16 protein-coding genes are annotated in these 18,324 nt (G+C 31.8%); 2 read left to right on the forward strand and 14 right to left on the reverse strand.

What is annotated here, in order from left to right; all coding sequences use genetic code 11:
• Nucleotides 1-79: 79 nt before the first annotated feature.
• The 13 genes from ACWJKP_RS19950 to ACWJKP_RS20010 all read right to left on the reverse strand — a co-directional run bounded on the left by ACWJKP_RS19950 (nt 80) and on the right by ACWJKP_RS20010 (nt 16,079).
• The gene (locus ACWJKP_RS19950) at nt 80-664 is read right to left on the reverse strand and encodes a hypothetical protein (RefSeq protein ID WP_187351422.1); all 585 of its coding nucleotides are present in this window, start codon (nt 662-664) and stop codon (nt 80-82) included.
• Between the two features lie 111 nt (nt 665-775).
• Nucleotides 776-2,293 carry a DUF7922 domain-containing protein gene (locus ACWJKP_RS19955; protein WP_165412904.1) on the reverse strand — a complete coding sequence of 506 codons (1,518 nt, stop codon included), beginning with the start codon at nt 2,291-2,293 and terminating at the stop codon, nt 776-778.
• A 77-nt stretch (nt 2,294-2,370) separates the two neighbouring features.
• Nucleotides 2,371-3,207 (reverse strand): 16S rRNA (adenine(1518)-N(6)/adenine(1519)-N(6))-dimethyltransferase RsmA, encoded by an 837-nt coding sequence (gene rsmA / locus ACWJKP_RS19960; protein ID WP_165412903.1) that lies wholly within the window; start codon nt 3,205-3,207, stop codon nt 2,371-2,373.
• Complete coding sequence (rnmV, locus tag ACWJKP_RS19965; protein WP_165412902.1) at nt 3,188-3,751, reverse strand: ribonuclease M5; 564 nt, start codon at nt 3,749-3,751, stop codon at nt 3,188-3,190. The genes rsmA and rnmV overlap by 20 nt, the downstream gene beginning before the upstream one ends.
• Before the next feature lie 199 nt (nt 3,752-3,950).
• Nucleotides 3,951-4,991, reverse strand: a complete 1,041-nt coding sequence (locus tag ACWJKP_RS19970; protein WP_165412901.1) for a 3D domain-containing protein — start codon at nt 4,989-4,991, stop codon at nt 3,951-3,953.
• 269 nt (nt 4,992-5,260) lie between these two features.
• Nucleotides 5,261-6,028 (reverse strand): TatD family hydrolase, encoded by a 768-nt coding sequence (locus tag ACWJKP_RS19975; protein ID WP_165412900.1) that lies wholly within the window; start codon nt 6,026-6,028, stop codon nt 5,261-5,263.
• A 250-nt stretch (nt 6,029-6,278) separates the two neighbouring features.
• Entirely contained in the window at nt 6,279-7,688 is a 1,410-nt protein-coding gene (gene ltrA, locus ACWJKP_RS19980; protein WP_224578726.1) for a group II intron reverse transcriptase/maturase, read from the reverse strand.
• A 474-nt stretch (nt 7,689-8,162) separates the two neighbouring features.
• Nucleotides 8,163-9,680, reverse strand: a complete 1,518-nt coding sequence (locus tag ACWJKP_RS19985; protein ID WP_462961365.1) for a DUF445 family protein — start codon at nt 9,678-9,680, stop codon at nt 8,163-8,165.
• A 160-nt stretch (nt 9,681-9,840) separates the two neighbouring features.
• Nucleotides 9,841-11,781 carry a methionine--tRNA ligase gene (gene metG, locus ACWJKP_RS19990; RefSeq protein WP_165414498.1) on the reverse strand — a complete coding sequence of 647 codons (1,941 nt, stop codon included), beginning with the start codon at nt 11,779-11,781 and terminating at the stop codon, nt 9,841-9,843.
• A gap of 506 nt (nt 11,782-12,287) precedes the next feature.
• On the reverse strand, nt 12,288-13,952 hold the full coding sequence (locus ACWJKP_RS19995) for a putative ABC transporter permease subunit (protein WP_462961366.1): 1,665 nt from the start codon (nt 13,950-13,952) through the stop codon (nt 12,288-12,290).
• Nucleotides 13,945-14,670, reverse strand: coding sequence for an ABC transporter ATP-binding protein (locus ACWJKP_RS20000; RefSeq protein ID WP_165414496.1), 726 nt, complete (start codon nt 14,668-14,670; stop codon nt 13,945-13,947). Before ACWJKP_RS20000 ends, ACWJKP_RS19995 begins: the two co-directional genes overlap by 8 nt.
• A gap of 247 nt (nt 14,671-14,917) precedes the next feature.
• Nucleotides 14,918-15,454, reverse strand: coding sequence for a spore maturation protein (locus ACWJKP_RS20005; protein ID WP_165414495.1), 537 nt, complete (start codon nt 15,452-15,454; stop codon nt 14,918-14,920).
• A 49-nt stretch (nt 15,455-15,503) separates the two neighbouring features.
• Nucleotides 15,504-16,079, reverse strand: coding sequence for a nucleoside recognition domain-containing protein (locus tag ACWJKP_RS20010; protein ID WP_165414494.1), 576 nt, complete (start codon nt 16,077-16,079; stop codon nt 15,504-15,506).
• 177 nt (nt 16,080-16,256) lie between these two features.
• Here ACWJKP_RS20010 and ACWJKP_RS20015 point away from each other — a divergent pair, with 177 nt between their 5' ends.
• On the forward strand, nt 16,257-17,117 hold the full coding sequence (locus ACWJKP_RS20015; RefSeq protein ID WP_165414493.1) for a putative ABC transporter permease: 861 nt from the start codon (nt 16,257-16,259) through the stop codon (nt 17,115-17,117).
• Between the two features lie 112 nt (nt 17,118-17,229).
• Nucleotides 17,230-17,415, forward strand: coding sequence for a hypothetical protein (locus ACWJKP_RS20020; RefSeq protein ID WP_165414492.1), 186 nt, complete (start codon nt 17,230-17,232; stop codon nt 17,413-17,415).
• A gap of 164 nt (nt 17,416-17,579) precedes the next feature.
• Here the strand turns inward: ACWJKP_RS20020 and truA are convergent, their stop codons facing one another.
• Nucleotides 17,580-18,317 (reverse strand): tRNA pseudouridine(38-40) synthase TruA, encoded by a 738-nt coding sequence (gene truA / locus ACWJKP_RS20025; RefSeq protein WP_165414491.1) that lies wholly within the window; start codon nt 18,315-18,317, stop codon nt 17,580-17,582.
• Nucleotides 18,318-18,324 lie beyond the last annotated feature (7 nt).

The following is an 18,324-nucleotide window of genomic DNA, read 5'->3' on the forward strand; positions in this document are numbered from 1 at the left end:
AATAAATTATAATACTTTAAAAAGTTTTAAGCAACTCTAATTAATTTCATACGACATTTGGAGAAATATCTAAGCCACCCTATCGAACTTTCAAAGTCTCAACTATACTTTCAAAAATAGCTCCATAAGTCTCTTTAAAATTAACATTTCTTGTAAAAAATGAAATTCTATAAAACTCTTTTCCATCATCAATAAAATATTCATAGGCCTTGTACCAATTATTATCGCTTACATCAATTAAGTATTTCACTAAGTATGTCTTTTTCCCATTTATAATAGTGTCATCTATTTTATAATTTCTAATCGCATTTTGCTTCTGTGATATCTCTTTGCTACTATCTAAAAATGCTTTTAAGTCCTGTTTACCTTTCCAAACTTCTACAAAGCCATGAATAACTGCATCATTTGATTGAAAATCATTATGATACATAATCTCACCACCAGAAATTTTTTTTTCTGTAGTCGTCCATCCAACCGGCAATTTGTAACTTACCTTTCCGTCTATAGCTGTATACTCATTAAGCAATTTAATATCATTCTCCACAAGAATAGTAGCTTTTAGCTTGTCATCAAATTGTTTTGATATCCCCAAAAGCGTGATCATCAGTCCGAGGATTATTACTATAATTCCAACTTTTTTTCTGTTTATAAGTATAACCTTCACTGTACCCCTCCACATATTAATGTTAATATACTATATGATATATATTAAAAGAATATTAAAAAATTAAATGTGCGACTAAATTATTTAGCCACACATTTAATTTTACATATATTATTTTTTTAAAGGTACAACAATTGTAGAATTTTTAAAATCATAAAACATCAGCCAATATCCCATTTCATCATTCTCTTTATCTGAAATCCAACTTACAAAACCAGTTTTCCCTCCATAAGGTTGATGAGTTTTAGCTTTACTTCCCGGTATTCCATAAACAATATATTTCATTTTCCCGCTTGAGTCACATTTATATCCTAACATAAAAGATTTATAATTTCTAATATACGGATAATACGAAATCATAGGATAATATGCTATTGTATATTTGTTATAGTCACTCAAATCATACATATTCTCTAAATTACTAACCGGTACCTTATACCATTTACACCATTTAATTTCATTAGAAAAATCAGGTACTTCATCAAAATCTTGCGCTACTGCCTTAAAGAATTCTCCCATATTGCCTTTAGGATATTCCTCTTTTGAATAATTTTTCTCCTTATAATTACACTCATCTTTTTTATTTTCTTTATGTTGCTTTTTATCCTTATCTCTATTTACATCAAAATCATCTTCAAGTTTCTTAACTTCATTTTTTCCTTTTAGTTCGTCTGAAACCTCAACATCTTCAATATTAATTCTTTGCACAGTATCTACCTTGTCTACTTTATCGACTTTATCTTGAGCTTCTAAAGGTCCAAGATCTTCGGTATTACCTCTTTTCATTGTTTCTACCTTTTTATCCGCTGCTTCATCCACCTTCTCATGAGTCTCTAAATGTTCGACTACTTCATCAGCTACTTTATCTTGAGCTTCTAAAGATCCAAGATCTTCGATATTACCTCTTTTCTTTGTGTCTACTTTTGTATCCGCTGCTTCATCCATCTTCTCCTGAGTCTCTAAATGTTCGACTACTTCATCAGCTACTTTATCTTGAGCTTCTAGAGGTCCAATATCTTCGGTATTACCTCTTTTCTTTGTGTCTGCTTTTGTGTCTGCTGCTCCATCTACCTTCTCCTGAGCTTCTAAATGTTCGACTACGTCAGCATTTTTCACTTTAATTAATTCAATGCTTTGTTCATATTTATCAAATTCATTACTTATATCATCTGCTCTAGTTTCCTTCTTTTCCTTATTACAATCCGCTAGTTTATAGTTTTTCCACTCATTTGGTTTATCTGTTGTTGAAAATCCACTCATTATTGAAATCACATTAACATCTAAGAATTTTACAATTGCAGCTCCAATAATTTTTTCAGCAGAAATGCCGGTATCCGCTATATTGTCCATATCATATTCATGGGAAATGTCTACCCTACCGTGATCGTCTATGTTCAATTTGCCAACTTTTATAATTTTGTTTACATCTTTTTTGCCGCATATTAAAATCATGTAATAAGGTTGTTTTTCCTTCCTTAGGTTTTGCACGTAGTATGAAACCTTACATTTACTGTTTTTCATTTCGAGCTTTGCATATCCAGATGGAATCTTGTCAGCTTCTAATGAATAGCCTTTTTCATCTTCTTGTAATATAATAAAGTACCTACTATAATTTTTTTTAGGTGTCACCTGCATTTACCTCCATATAAAACTTATTCATTATAATATATGAACTATATTATAAAAAATGAACACTATATGGAAATTTATTTTACAAGTCCTATTTCATCCGAAAGCGTTGCAAACTCTTGCAGTGATAAAGTCTCGCCTCTCCTCTTAGGATCAATGCTTGCTCTTTCAAAACATTTTAGTAAATCTTCTTTAGGAATTCCTATATCTTTAACAGAATTCCATAAGATTTTCCTTCTCATATTAAAAGATTTTCTAACTATAGAGAAGAATAATTCTTCATCCTTCACCTTAACTTTAGGCTCTTTTAATCTATCTAATCTTATAACCATAGATTCTACTTTAGGCTGCGGCAAAAATGCTGAAGGCGGCACGAGCCGAAGTATTTTCGTGTCACAGTAGTACTGAACTAATATTGAAAAGGCTCCGTAAGCTTTGCAATTTGGCTCTGAATCTATCCTCTGCGCAACTTCCTTTTGTATCATTATAGTTAAAGATTTAAAATTATAACCCCCAGTAAGTAGGTTAACAATTATTGGTGTCGTTAAGTAATATGGTAAATTAGCAACTAATTTTACAGATTTTTCATCCTTAATTAATTCATTAAAATCCACTTTTAAAGCATCATTATGTATAAGCTCAAAATTATCGAACTCTTTTAGTTCATCTTGCAAAATCGGCAAAAGTTTTTCGTCTAGTTCTATAGCACAAACTCTTTTAGCTCTCCTTAAAAGTGCTCTAGTTAATGTACCGAATCCTGGTCCTATTTCGATAATAAAATCTTCTTCATTAACTTCTGCCCCCTCTACGACATCGTCTAACACAGAGTCATCTATTAAAAAATTTTGGCCTAAACCTTTTTTGAACCTAAATTCATATTTTTTGCTAACCTCACTAATCGTCAAATCTGCCATAATTCATCTCCTTGTTTATTTTTTGTACAGCATTTATAAATTCTTCTTTTATAATTCCATAATTGTTTAACCTAGTTATAAATTGCGCCGAATTACCGTATCCTATACCTAATTCGTTTCCTAGCGCATGGCGTCTTTCCTTAGCTCTAATATCTGCTGTTAACTTGAAAAATATCATATCTTGCACGTCAAACTCTTTTCTTTTCTCTTGGACTTCAAATTTTGCAGTTTCGAGAGCCCTTAATATTGTTTCAGGTGATGCATTTTCAACACCTATATCTCCGTCCTTAGTACCTTCCTTTTGAGATATGTACGCATGTTTTACATTTGCTACTCTTTTAGTAATAATCTTTCTTATTTTTTCTCCAGCAAAGTCTGGGTCTGTAAATACTATTACCCCTTTTCGCTTTTGCGCTTCCCTTATTTTACTAATTACCTTTTCGTTGATTCCAAAGCCTCCTACAGAAATTAGTTCAGCGTCTACCGCTCTTTTAACTGCTGTAATATCATCTCTTCCCTCAACTACTATCACTTCTTTAATCATATTGTCCTCCTAATTCTTCATACCGCAGGGCACCACTTATTATGTGGTTATCGACCTGCTATGATAAACTAAGGCATTTTCCTTATTATATAATCATAAAAAACAAAAACATCCCTTAGTATTTCTTTTTATTGCTGTATCTATAATACCATTTTACTTATTAATAGTGAACTATAAAACAAAAAAGGAGCTTGCGCTCCTATTTCACAATATAGATACTTACATTTCGTGCTCCCCAACCCCACATTTCATCACTGGAGTCGTAATACAAATCTATATGATTACCCTTTATAGCCCCACCTATATCTTCTGCAATACCATATCCGTACCCTTCTACGTAAATCTTGCTTCCTAATGGAATAACGCTAGGATCAACGGCTATAGTACTATACCCATCTGAGTTTCTTTTTGCCCTCACCCCAGTGCTAGTTATACCAAAGTCAGGGTCGCCTGCACTCTTACCAGTGCAACTATAATCAGCAGTATATGCTGTTGCCCTAACCTTCAATTTTCTAGTATAACTAATATCGCCTCCACGGGATGGGGTATATACACTAGTATTACCTAATGCAATTATTTCCTTAACGGGCTGTGCTTTAAATTCTTCATTAACTAATTTTCTAGATACCTCTTTGCCATTTTCATAAACAACAGCTGAAGTTATAACCTTCTGACCTGTTATGCCTTTTTGAATAACTTTCTTAACACCTTTATTTAGTTCATCGCTGCTTTTAATTTCGGTTGCAAATTTAACTGCTTTAGTTTCCTTCACATTCTCAGTGTTTACCCTTGTTACCTTTACTGCGAGACCTGATTTTAGCGAATCACTTTTTAATGGGGTAATCTTGTCTTCATCACCTAATACAATTTTTTCTGCTTTCAGCATATCTTCTACCGTTTTTTCAGCAGTTTGTATATTTAATTCTTTCCCATCAACTGTTACTTTGACATTTACAGCTTTTTTTATATATATTTTATCTCCGTCTTTTACTTTACTGTCTAAACTAACTGTTATTTGGTCTTTTGACCCTAATGCTATATTGTTACTTTTTAGTATTTGAGTAACATTACTTTTTAAAGTTATAACTTCTATAGACTTTCCATCAACAATAACAGATATAGCTTTTTTCATGTTAAACATAGTAACTGAAATGCATGTTAATAATAGCATTACTACAAAAAATGTCTTGGGACCATTTGAAAAATAGTTCTTAAAATTATTTTTCGCGTTTTTTATCATATAAATTCCCTCCCTTAGTCAAGAATACTTGGGTATTATACCTTGAAGCATTAAATATGTCAAATTTCGACCCAATTATTCTTAGTTTCGACTTTTAATGCATCTTTTTGCATATAATTATATTCTTAAACCATCTCAACTAGCCCATTCTTGAGGGTAACCCGGCAAATTAATATTCACCATTAAAATCATATGTTGGAAATTTAATTTTAATTACCAACAATTCCGTGTAAAATTATCACACTAATCGTATTAATAACCATTCTACACTATTTGTAAATTTTTAGCAATTGTTTTATATTATATATTGTTGCATTTTCAATTTCTCCTATGGTTTTACCCTTAACTTCTGATATTTTTTCTATTATGTACTGAATATAATCCGATTGGTTTCTTTTCCCTCTATGCGGTACAGGCGCCATGTATGGACAATCCGTTTCTACTAGTATCCTGTCCATTGGTACGATCCTTGCAATCTCTGCCGTTTTTTTTGCATTTTTAAAGGTTATAACACCAGTGAAGCCTATATAATACCCTAATTTTAAACACTCCTTAGCAAATTCAACACTTCCTGAAAAGCAGTGAACTACCCCTACTACTTCCGGAAATTTCTTTAATATATCTAACGTATCTTTATGGGCGTCCCTATCATGAATAACCACTGGTAATCCAAGTTCTTTTGCAAGCTCCATTTGAAGTTCAAAAGCCGCTTTTTGAATTTCTCTATCTGGGTTTTCGTCGTAATAATAATCTAATCCTATTTCTCCTATAGCTCTAACCTTTGGATAATGTGTTAAATTCCTTAATTCTTCAATAATTTCCTCATTAACAATATTTGCATATTCAGGATGTATTCCTACCGCCGAGTATATAAAATCATATTTATTGGATAACTCTACTGACATTCTTGCACCGTCAAGTGATGCACCGCAGTTTAAAACCCCTATTACTCCTTTATCGTTTAACCCCTTTATTACTTCTTCTCTATCTCCATTAAAGGCCTCATCATCATAATGTGCATGTGAATCAAATATCATAATCTATACTGTCGTTAAACCCGTTAATTTCAAAAGTTTAATTACAGTTTTCACCATCCTTTCTATGTAATAATAAATTCTTTAATATAATTCAAATGTCTGTTTGATATTATATCACTAATATTCAACTATTTGCAAAATTGTATAATCGACAATTTAGTTAAATCGAGTAGGAGCTAAATAATTAGTTTATTTAGCGACCTCTCACACCACCGTGCATACCGTTCGGTACACGGCGGTTCAATAAGAATTAATGTTTTAATAAATATGTCTCAGATATAGAAACTAATCCTATATTTTTAAGGTATTTATTGGTCAATGTTTTGTTTAATATAGGGCTATTGGATGTTCTCCAATAGCTCTTCCTTGTGTTTGTATATTGCCAGGCTTTATTCTTGTTCAAGCCTAATTTAACAAGGTTTTTATATTTGGTTTTAATCTTTTTCCATTGTTTCCAAAAACACATTCTAATCCTTCGCCTTAACCATTCATCAAGTGTTTTGAGAATGCTTTTAATATCTGCGATAGCAAAATAATTTACCCATCCAACTATCACTTGCTTAAGTTTCATAAATCTATATTCCATGCTCATCGCATTACTTCTTGAAGTTAATTCCTTTAGCTTTGCTTTGAATTTACTTATAGGTTTTTGAGGAACTCTCATTCTGTATTCACCTTTTGCTCGGTAAAACGAAAATCCTAAAAATTTAAGTTTCCAAGATCTATCTACTGTACTCTTTTCTTTATTCACTTTAAGCTTTAATTTTTCCTCAATAAATCTTGTAATACTCTTCATTACTCTATTTGCTGATTTCTCACTTTTAACATATATATTAGCATCATCAGCATACCTACAAAAGTTTAGTCCTCGCTTTGTTAGTTCTACATCAAGTTCATGTAACATTACGTTACTCAATAATGGGGACAAGGGTCCACCTTGAGGTGCTCCTTCTTCAGTATTCATAAATACCCCATTTATCATCACTCCACTTTGTAGATACTTTCGTATCAGAGAGATTACTCTACTATCTTTAATATCTTCCGATAGTATCCTTATTAATTTATCGTGATTTATCGTATCAAAGTATTTAGAAAGGTCTATATTTACTGTCCATGTATGTCCAGCATTAATATATCCCCTACATTTTTCAACAGCTTGCTTTGCACTTCTTAAAGGTCTAAAACCATAGCTATTATCTGAAAATTTGTTTTCATATATTGGTATTAGAACTTGTGAGATTGCTTGTTGAACAACTCTATCTACTACAGTAGGTATTCCAAGTAGTCTTATTCCCCCATCAGGTTTGGGTATTTCCACCCTTCTTACTGCTTGAGGTCTATATCTGTTTTCCAGTAATGATTGCCTTAATTCTTGTCCATGCTCTTTTAGGTGTTGTAGAAGTTCATCTACCGTCAACCCATCAATACCATGACTTCCTTTATTTGCTTTTACTCTTTTATATGCTTTATTCATATTATCTCTCGACGATACTTGTTCGAGTAAATCATTACCGTATCTATTCACATCGTTTCTTCCTTCTTCTGACATAGGAGAAATACTATGCACTTCTACGTTACCTTTAAGTTCCACTTTATTCTCTCGTAGAGAGCCTTCTTTATGAAGTTGTCTGCTTTCATCATATTTCTTCGTATCTTTCAAAATTTCAAAACCTCCTATTGTTCAGTCCTTCCCACGCTAACGCGTTTAGCATGGTACTATGACGTCTGCTGACTTCTGATAGTTCAGCCATACATCACTGTATAGTTTGTTATTTCTAAATTCATATCCACAACTTACCTATCAGATCTCCCCGGGTAAGAACGCAATCTTTCACTCCATCTATCTGCTACATTTACATCGCCTGTTTCGAATAGTTTTGGGCTTCATTTTGTATTGCAAACTTACCCACAAGCATATGCCTTATATGTAGTTTCTGTTCGTCAGACCAGAGTTTCGCCGCCGACTTCCTTCAGATTCCACCTCGCGGTGGACACCCTTGTCTTAAGCTATGCACTTGGCACTATTAACCCGTGCTAGGGACTTTCACCCATTAGATTGCGCCCATGCCGGGCGCACAATAAATAAAAGCCACTTTGCGACGAAAGTGACTTTTACCTATTAATTAATAATGTACTAAAGCGACCCTAATACAGGTGATAATAATCCCATAATTGCGCCGAGCAGTGCTCCGAGCCAAGTTATAGCTCTTAACTCTTTGCTAGCAATGTCTAATATAATTTTCTCTGAAAAAGCTACATCAAATTCATTGATTTTGTCTTCAACAATCTTAGCTACATTCAACACTTCAATTACGTCAGCAGACTTATTCTCTACGAATTTATTGTATAGCTCAAGAGCTACTTTGGAAACAGATTGGGGTATTTTATCCCCCTTTCCATTAAATATTGATTTAGTTCCCATATGTAAGAATCTATTAATCATTACAGATACTATTTCTGTAATTTTTATTTTTGCAGAATTGCTTTTTGCCATAGCTTCTATTCGATTTTTTATAAATTTTTCTATTTCATTTTTATAATCTATGCCTATTTTTTCGAGCAATTCCTCAATAGACATGTACTTATTAAATTTACCCTCTAACTTATCAAAAGTGTCGCTAATAAATTTTTCATCTACAACCTTTGTTGTAAATAAATTAATCAAAGGCTCTATACCGTCGTCTATCCCTTCTCCTGGTAATTCAGAAAACACAGTAGACATTGAATTTTTGAGCAACTTGTCTATTATATCATTAATACTTAAGGCAATATCATTATGATTTTTCGTATCATCTAAGAATTCGTCTATCCCAATTGCAACTTTTTCATAAACACTATCCACATTCATAAACATTGCTATCATGGGGCTTAGTTTAGTACTTATTGTTTCCCCTACAATTTTTCTTAATTTCTGACTGTTTTTTTCTTCTTTCATTGTTTTTTTTATTTCCATGGCAATATTATATCTTTTCCCATAAACATATACTTTTAAATTGCTTATCATCGTACTAGGTATAACTTCCTCAAAATTCTTGTCTAAAACCACTAACTGAGCTACCTTATCTTTTAATATTTTTTGAATTTCCTTATAAAATTCTTCCGAATTTTTATACTCAATAACCATGTTTAACGCTTTATTTTTTATTGAATTATATAATTCACTTTCACAAATGGTTTGTGGTTTAACCTTTAGTTCTAGCATTATTTGTGCATATGCATATTTAGCAATACCTTGTTTAACATCTTCTTCATTTATATACTCTATAAGTAATTTAGAAAGATTATTGTTAGTATTCTGCAAAAAAGCACAATATTCATCGCCTAATAGGGATTTTATCTCATCTTCTACTACATTCTCGCTATTCCCCATATCAGACACCTTACTTTGCACCCAAGAATCCAATTGCTTATTCATATCTTCACTGCATAAAGACTCCATAATTGTTTCCTTTGTCAAAAGATGTTGGCCTATAGACTCACCCACACTTTTAGCAATTCTAGATTTTTCTTTTGGTATAAGACCTGGAGTAAATGGAACTTTAAATTTAAAAAGTCTAATCTCATTGTGAGGTCTAAACAACATCTTTATAGCTAACCAATTGGTTATATACCCGATAACAGCTCCGATTAAAGAACCTATAATAAATTTCATATTATTTACCTCCTTGTAATTCTTAGTAGTATTTATAACACCTAATTATAAATCTATCCTTATTAAAGTTCAATAGGTCGATGTTACCCTAAATAAGGCACATTCAAATGCAAAAGCATGAAGTCTAATTTACTAGCACTTCATGCTTTCTAAACTCAAATTACCTTACTGCACTTCCAGTAGGTAATTCACCCGGCACCGATATTGCAAATAGCTTGCTATCGTCTTCTGTAGCTGCTGAAATTATCATCCCCTGTGATAATTCTCCCCTTAAAGTAACAGGCTTTAAATTAGCTACTAATACTACGTACTTTCCAATTAGGTCTTCTGGCTTATAGTGCTGAGCTATTCCTGAAATTACTTGTCTTACTTCTCCACCTAAATCTACTTTTAGCTTAAGAAGCTTTTTAGCTTTTTTCATTGGCTCGCACTCTAATACTTTAACCACTCTCATATCTATCTTGTCGAAATCTTCTATAGTAATTTCTTCTTTTAATTTCTCCATAGTGGGCTTTTGCACCGCTTTTCTTTGTGCTTCTACAAGTGCATCAAGCTCCTCTATTTTAGCTTCTACATCTATTCTTGGGAACATTATATCACTTTTATTAACTTTTGTTCCTGCACTTGTTCCATCGAAGGATGCCAAGCTGTCCCATGTAGTTATTTCTGCATTTATTTGAGCATTTATTTTCTTACTTGTAGTTGGTAAAAACGCCGATATCAATACTGATGTCATTCTTAATGATTCTACTAAATTGTACAATACTGTACCCAGTCTCCCCTTTTGCGATTCATCTTTTCCAAGTATCCATGGGGTTGTTTCATCTATATATTTATTAGTCCGTCTAATAAGTGTCCAAGCATGGTCCAATGCTTCAGAAATTTTCAAATCTCCTATAGCTTTCTCTACCTTACCTGGAACTGCAAGCGCTAGTTCTATTAGTTCATTATCAACATCAGCTTTTTCTGATGGTGCTGGAATAACGCCGTCAAAATACTTTTCTACCATTGTTACTGTTCTTGATAATAAGTTTCCTAAATCATTGGCTAAGTCTGAATTTGTTTTCCTTATGAATATTTCACTAGTAAATATTCCATCTGAACCAAATGGTATTTCATGAAGTAGATAATATCTTACTGCATCCACTCCAAAATGATTCACTAGTGTTACCGGGTCCACTACATTTCCTCTGGATTTAGCCATTCTTACTCCACCGTCAACAAGAAGCCATCCATGGCCAAATACTTGTTTTGGAAGCGGTAGGTCTAATGCCATTAGCATAATTGGCCAATAAATTGTATGGAACCTTAATATATCTTTACCTATTAAGTGTACATCCGCCGGCCAGAATTTCTCATAAAAAGATGTATCTTCGCCATTATATCCAAGGGCTGTTATATAGTTTGATAAAGCATCTACCCATACATATATAACGTGGCCTGGATCAAATTCTACCGGTATTCCCCAGTCAAAGGTTGTTCTTGAAACACATAAATCTTGAAGCCCTGGTCTTAAGAAGTTATTTAACATTTCATTTTTTCTTGATTCTGGTTGAATAAACCCTGGATGGGTCTCTATATATTCTATAAGTCTTTCAGCATATTTTGACATTTTGAAAAAATACGCTTCCTCCTTTGCTTTCTCCACAGGCCTCCCACAATCAGGGCATTTCCCATCTACTGCCTGAGTTTCTGTCCAGAAAGATTCACAGGGAGTACAGTACCATCCTTCATATGCACTTTTATATATGTCACCTTGATCATATAGCTGCTTAAATAATTTTTGAACAGACTTCTTATGATACTCATCTGTAGTCCTTATAAACTTATCATAGCTTATGTCCATAAGCTCCCACAATTCTTGTATACCCGCTACTACTTTATCTACATACTGTTTTGGAGTAACCCCTTTTTCCGCGGCTATTCTTTGAATCTTTTGACCATGCTCATCTGTTCCCGTTAAGAACATTACATCATAGCCTGTAAGTCTCTTAAATCTAGCAATTGCATCCGCCGCAACAGTTGTATAGGTATTACCGATGTGTAGTTTTGCTGATGGATAATAAATTGGTGTAGTAATGTAAAAAGTTTTTTTAGTCATAGTTTTATCCTACCTCTCGTATTGAAATTATTTATAGTTCTCAGTCCCATGAATATAAATATATTAACTAGCTTTAATAATCCCCAAAGATTATAATTTCCCGGAAAATAAAAAAAATCTCTAAACAGAAAAAAATTCTGTTTAGAGACGTATTTAACGTTTTACCACTCTAATTTATCTTTACATCACTATAAAGACCTCAATGGGTGACCATCATCACCTGTCAATATAACGGTTGCTCCCGTATTATCCTAATAATTAAATTTAAAAGTATATTTTCACAATAAACTTTAAATTTTTCACTTAGATAATATGCTTAAAGGCCATCTTCATAAGCTACCTTGCTACTGATTTTCACCCTTCTCAGCTCTCTTTTAACAATTAGGCTTATTACTCTTCTCATCATTGCATTTGTTTAATAATAATCATATTGCAAATAAATCACTATGTCAATATTTTTATCCTAAAATCAATAAATTATACTTAGGTCAACATTATTTTATATTTTACGACTCTATTTTTCTTAATATTTCTACCCCTTTTGTACCTAACAGGTAATACAGCACTACATCTATAATCGCATATGAAGATGCTATTATAGCAAATGTAGTCCATTTAGTTAGTTCAAATTTGATAACCATAAATACTGTAAGCCCACCTAAAGCTATGCAAATAATTATACTAATCATAACATTAAGATTCCGTTTAATTGCCTCTTGCTCTGTACTCCACTGAAGTTTAGGGAAATTCAAATCAATAAATATCCCTATAAAAGATGTAAATACTATTCCAAAAAAACCAACTATAATCATTAATAAAACTAAATCTATCGGTATCTTAAGAAATATTAAACCAATTATAGTTACCATAAGCATACCAGCTATTCCTAAAACTACTGCAGATAATACCTTTGCCATAAGCTGATCTTTATATTTCATAGGTATGTATTTTAATATAAATACATTTTTACCTTCTCTTGATATTGCTGTAGTTGCAATTGCATTACTGCAAGATGCAAAAATCATAAATGCAAAGAAGCCGCCTAATGCTACGCCTGAACTTTTGTTGTTTTGTAAAAACTTAGCTAACATATTAAGTTGAGAACTAGCACCTTTTTGTGCAAAAATTGGTATAAGCAAAAATACTGGCCATAAAAAATACATAAGTACACAATTCATAAAATAAATCGGTGTCCTAAATAAAAGCTTTAACTCTTTTATTATATATACCTTTAGTGAGGAATTTTGTGCCGTATTTTTTATAAGCTCAAGGCTACTAAGAGTTTTCCTTTTTGAGGTTGTTTCAGATATTCCCATAACACCTTTAAAATACAATGCTTCACCCAACATTATAAATATCATTAATGCAGCTAATGTTATTACTATAAATAAAATCAAATTGATAAACCCCTGAACATTAGTAGTATTAATTAAACTATTTACAGCTATCTTAGTACTAGGAAATAGCTTTGTTGCCAAACCAACTAAGGAATTATTTCCCTGTGCAAACATTTTAGTAACTTCTGAATGGCTTAGATTTTGTGAAAACCTTTGGATATATATGTTTATTCCTACACCAAAACACATAGCCATAAGTCCACCCACTAATCTAAACCTATCCTTGTTTTTCGCTATATTAGTAAATCTCATTATAATCATATTAATTACAGATGCAATTACTAAAGGAACTATAGGCAAGAGTAAAAATATAATAACTCCATAGCCATAATACAACACCCCTGCATTACTCTTTATACCGTAAGCAACTATTGTAGGCAAAAAAAATATTATTTCTGTGAAGTATTCATAAATTAATACTACAGCAAATTTAGCTCCCATAATGTGCCAAGGTTTAAAAGGTAGTGGTAATAAATTTTCTACATCCATAGAAAAATAAAATATACTCATAGCATAAAAAATACCAAAAAAGAAAATTACAACGCTAACAATAGATAATCCAAATCCCAATATAACTGCTTCTTGACCAATTTGATGTAATCCATCATAGGCCGTAAATATAAACTCTCCAAACCCTATAGCCATAGGTGTGAATGCTAGTACTAAAAGTAATCCAAGCAATATTCCTTTTATCTTTTTTTTATCTTTCTTACTATTAGGGGATCCAGTTCCTGTTTTTAATAATACCTTAGTTAGCGCTATAAATTTATACATTTTCAGTCATCTCCAAGAAGATTTTTTCAAGTGACCCACTGGCTTTAAAATGTTCCCTTAGTTCTTCAAGGGTTCCACAGAATAATATTTTCCCCTTATTTATTACAGCAACCCTATCGCATACTTTTTCAGCTACTTCTAGAACGTGAGTTGAGAAAAATACGGTTTTTCCGTTATTTGCATGCTCTTTCATCATTTCCTTCAAAACATATGAAGATTTAGGATCAAGGCCCGTCATTGGCTCATCTAAAATCCAAACTTCTGGTTCATGAAGAAGTGCTCCCATAATAATTATCTTTTGTCTCATACCATGAGAATAACTTTGAATTTGGTCCGTTAGCGCATTGCTCATTTCAAATCTATTTGCTAAAGCTTCGACCCTATCTTTTCTAATAATACTTGGCACATCATAAATATCTGCCATAAAGTTTAAATACTCAATACCCTTAAGTCTTAAGAACATGTCCGGATTGTCTGGTACAAAGCCAAATAATTTTTTAGCCTCTAAATCATTTTTTTCAATATCAATTCCATTGATATTGATTCTTCCGCTATCAGCACTTAATATTCCAGTAATCATTTTTATGGTAGTAGTTTTACCTGCTCCATTTGGGCCTAAAAATCCAAATATCTCTCCGTCCCTTATATTTAGACTTATATTGTCTACAGCTTTATTCTTACCATTATAGCTCTTATTTACGCCAGTAATTTCAATCATATTATATCCCCCTTACATTCTTCTAATATAAATAACAATTATATCTGTTATCTACCTTATTTTACTCCAGTATATTTATAATATCATACTTTTTCTTTCTTTTACAATTTGTGTTATAAGTTTAATCTTCTTGGAAGCTGCAACATTAATAACTTCAGAAGGAGATTTATACCCCACTGAAGTTTTCTCTTTCTTATATTATGTATCTCCACTTATATAAATGGGGAACTTCCCTTTTAAAATGTCCTTAAAAGAAGAACTTAGCCAGGTTAACTGCCATTATAATTGCTGTAATATCTGCTAATATTGCCGCTACTAGTGTATGCCTTATTTTTTTTATATTTACCGCTCCAAAGTATACTGTCAAGGTATAAAAAATGGTTTCTGTTGATCCCATTATTATGGATGCCACGCGTCCTATGTAACTATCTGCTCCATATTGCTTTATAATATCAGTGAATACTCCTAAAGCTCCACTTCCTGAAAGTGGTTTTATTAAAACTAAAGGAACAACTTCAGGGGGGAGTCCAATAAACACAACAACTGGTTTTACTAAATAAATAAAAAAGTCTAAAGCCCCGGAAGCCCTAAATACATTAACAGCTATAATCATAGCCAAAAGATACGGAAAAATTTTCAGGCAAATAGTTATTCCGTCCTTTGCGCCTTCAACAAAACACTCATATACCTTCACCTTCTTAATAACTCCATATATTACCACAAGCGTAATGATAATTGGAATTATTCCCTTTAAAATATACGATACTAAATTAGCTATAATCATCCTATTTCACCTACCCCATCTAAATTTAAACATTAATATTTCTATATATTTAAAAATACCTTTGTAGAATTTTACAATAAACCGCGCCTAAGACTGCAGCAGTACCTGTTGCAATTATTGCAGGTATTATAATAATTGCTGGATTTTGAGAGTTATACGCAGCCCTAATAGATATCACCGTTGTAGGCAGAAGCTGAATGCATGCAGCATTTAAAACTAAAAATAAAGCCATGTCATCACTAGCTATATCTTTTTCATTATTAATTTTCTGCATCTCTTCCATAGCCTTTATGCCAAAGGGTGTGGCTGCATTAGAAAGTCCCATCATATTGGCTGTTAAATTCATGGTAATACTAGCCATCGCCTTCTGGTTTTTTCCAGCTTCTTTAAATATAATTTTTAATATTGGCCTAAGCAGCCTTGCCAATTTATCAGTTAATCCACTTTTTTCAGCAATTCTCATTATCCCACACCAAAGACACATCATCCCAACGAGTCCCATTACTAATTCCACAGCACTAGTTGTTGATGAAACAATAACTTTTGATAAAATCTCTCCTTTTCCTGTAACAATACCAATAATTGTCCCTAATGATAAAATTAAAAACCAAATAATATTTATCATGTATTTTCCTCCTAGAATTCAAATTAATTATCATTGCTTAATTAATATATATGTAGTTATTTCTATAAAATTGCATATAATAATATTTATTCATCCCATATACTATAAAAAAAACGATTTTTGTGTTATCATTTTCTTATTCAATGTACAATGGGCTAAAAAAAAGGGAGTTAATCTATGATTAATATGACTTTGTTAAATTCTAGCGTATTTACGCTTTTTTATTATTTTATTATCTATTCCTTTATGGGATGGTGTCTCGAAACAGTATATGCTACAGTTAAGAAAAAAGAATTCATTAACCGTGGCTTCCTCCATGGTCCCTTTTGTCCTATTTATGGTTTTGGTACTTTGGCAATAATTATTTTACTAAAGCATATTGAAACTAATTATATTTTTCTTTTTTTAGGTTCAGTATTCTTAACCTCTGCTCTAGAGTATATGACAGGTTATATTCTAGAAACTGCATTTAATAGTACTTGGTGGGATTACAGTGATGAGCCATACAATCTTAAGGGTAGAATTTGCTTATCCTTTTCTATAATATGGGGCTTTGTTTCCATATTTATTTTGAAGGTAATTCACCCCTATATTATTTATATAGTAAATTTAATACCAGCTATCCCAGGCATAACACTTTTTTATATTCTATTCCTATATTTCTTCATTGATTTTATAATTACTGTGAATACAATATTTAAATTAAGGTCTCTATTAACCCAATTAAATACAGTATATTCAGATTTAATCGATAAGCTTCCAGATTTTAAATTAAATTTAGGGAATACTAAGGATATGTCTGAATTAAAAATTAAATTGGACCAGTTAATAGAAAGTGCCGAAATTAAGATGAGTAAGAAAAAATCTGACGTTGAGACTATCATAAAAGAATTGAAAGTAAAATATGATTCTTTGGTTTTCAAAAAATCCCCCGATTATTCAAGACTTATAAAAGCCTTTCCTGACGTAAAATTCAAAGGTTTCGATTCTATTTTGAAAGATGTTAAAAATAAAATTCTTAAGAATAAGAAAAGTTAATTTTTTCGATTTTACATAAAATAAAAGTCATTCTTAACTTGAAATTAGTAATTACTAATGTTAGGGTTTAAGTATATTTAATGAAATAACATAAGTTAAAGGAGATTAAAAAATGAAAAAAGCTAATCTAAAACTAGCACAAAAGGGCATTGATGATGCACTCGACACTATAGACGTGTTAGAAAAAACTATAAAAGAAACTCCTCTTCCAAAAAATATATTAAAAGATAGTTTTTATATTCTCTCTAGAAAAGTTGATGAAATTGAAGCTATATTAAAAAATGAAGGAATACTGTAGTTTGGTATATATAGCTGCACAAGGTATATTCAAATAAGATGCTCAGCTATACAGGAGATGTTTTAACTAAACATAAAACTAAAAAAAGGCACATAAGTTAATACTTATGTGCCTTTTTTAAATCATCACCTTTGGTGCTGTAATATTAACCATTTTATTGGTTTCTAATAATTAACTTCTTCTAAAAACAAGCCTTTTGCTGGTGCAATATGTCCAGCATATTTTCTTTCTTTTTTATCTAAAATATCACTAATTTCATTTACGGATTTTTCACCCAGGCCCACTTCAACAAGTGTTCCAACTATTAACCTCACCATATTTTTCATGAATCCATTTCCTTGAACACTAATTTCTATATTTCCATCATCATTTACAATATTTATTGTATAAATATTTCTTATAGTAGACTTTTTCTTTGTTTTAAGCGTTGTAAAGCTTTGGAAATCATGTTCTCCTATTAAAATTTCTGATGCTCTTCTCATATTTTCAATATTTAGAGGTTGTGGCACATGATAATCATATTTTCTAGTAAAAACATTGTGTGCTTTGTTATTACAAATATTATATACATATTTTTTAACTTTAGCATTATATCTAGCATGGAAATTGAGGTCCACTTCTTCGACCGTCTTCACTACAATGTCTTCTGGTAAATATTCATAGCAATAACTACGCATTTTATGATCTGGCATTGTGCATTCTGTTCTAAAATTTGCTACTTGGTTTGTTGCATGTACTCCTGCATCTGTTCTTCCAGACCCAATAATTTCAATATTTTCTTCTGCCATCTTACTTAAAACGGCTTCTACTTTGTGCTGAACCGTATTATCGCTATCTCCAAGTCTTTGCCATCCTTTATACCTAGTACCATCATATTCTATTACAATTTTTATATTTCTCATATTTATT

The sequence above is a fragment of the Clostridium sp. CM037 genome, from assembly GCF_055081095.1.

Bases quoted from the DNA above. Each gene is read 5' to 3' on its own strand.
- rsmA (WP_165412903.1), bottom strand. From the start codon at position 3,207: ATGGCAGATTTGACGATTAGTGAGGTTAGCAAAAAATATGAATTTAGG.
- rnmV (WP_165412902.1), bottom strand. From the start codon at position 3,751: ATGATTAAAGAAGTGATAGTAGTTGAGGGAAGAGATGATATTACAGCA.
- ACWJKP_RS19970 (WP_165412901.1), bottom strand. From the start codon at position 4,991: ATGATAAAAAACGCGAAAAATAATTTTAAGAACTATTTTTCAAATGGT.
- ACWJKP_RS19975 (WP_165412900.1), bottom strand. From the start codon at position 6,028: ATGATATTTGATTCACATGCACATTATGATGATGAGGCCTTTAATGGA.
- ACWJKP_RS19985 (WP_462961365.1), bottom strand. From the start codon at position 9,680: ATGAAATTTATTATAGGTTCTTTAATCGGAGCTGTTATCGGGTATATA.
- metG (WP_165414498.1), bottom strand. From the start codon at position 11,781: ATGACTAAAAAAACTTTTTACATTACTACACCAATTTATTATCCATCA.
- ACWJKP_RS19995 (WP_462961366.1), bottom strand. From the start codon at position 13,952: ATGTATAAATTTATAGCGCTAACTAAGGTATTATTAAAAACAGGAACT.
- ACWJKP_RS20000 (WP_165414496.1), bottom strand. From the start codon at position 14,670: ATGATTGAAATTACTGGCGTAAATAAGAGCTATAATGGTAAGAATAAA.
- ACWJKP_RS20005 (WP_165414495.1), bottom strand. From the start codon at position 15,454: ATGATTATAGCTAATTTAGTATCGTATATTTTAAAGGGAATAATTCCA.
- ACWJKP_RS20010 (WP_165414494.1), bottom strand. From the start codon at position 16,079: ATGATAAATATTATTTGGTTTTTAATTTTATCATTAGGGACAATTATT.
- ACWJKP_RS20015 (WP_165414493.1), top strand. From the start codon at position 16,257: ATGATTAATATGACTTTGTTAAATTCTAGCGTATTTACGCTTTTTTAT.
- ACWJKP_RS20020 (WP_165414492.1), top strand. From the start codon at position 17,230: ATGAAAAAAGCTAATCTAAAACTAGCACAAAAGGGCATTGATGATGCA.
- truA (WP_165414491.1), bottom strand. From the start codon at position 18,317: ATGAGAAATATAAAAATTGTAATAGAATATGATGGTACTAGGTATAAA.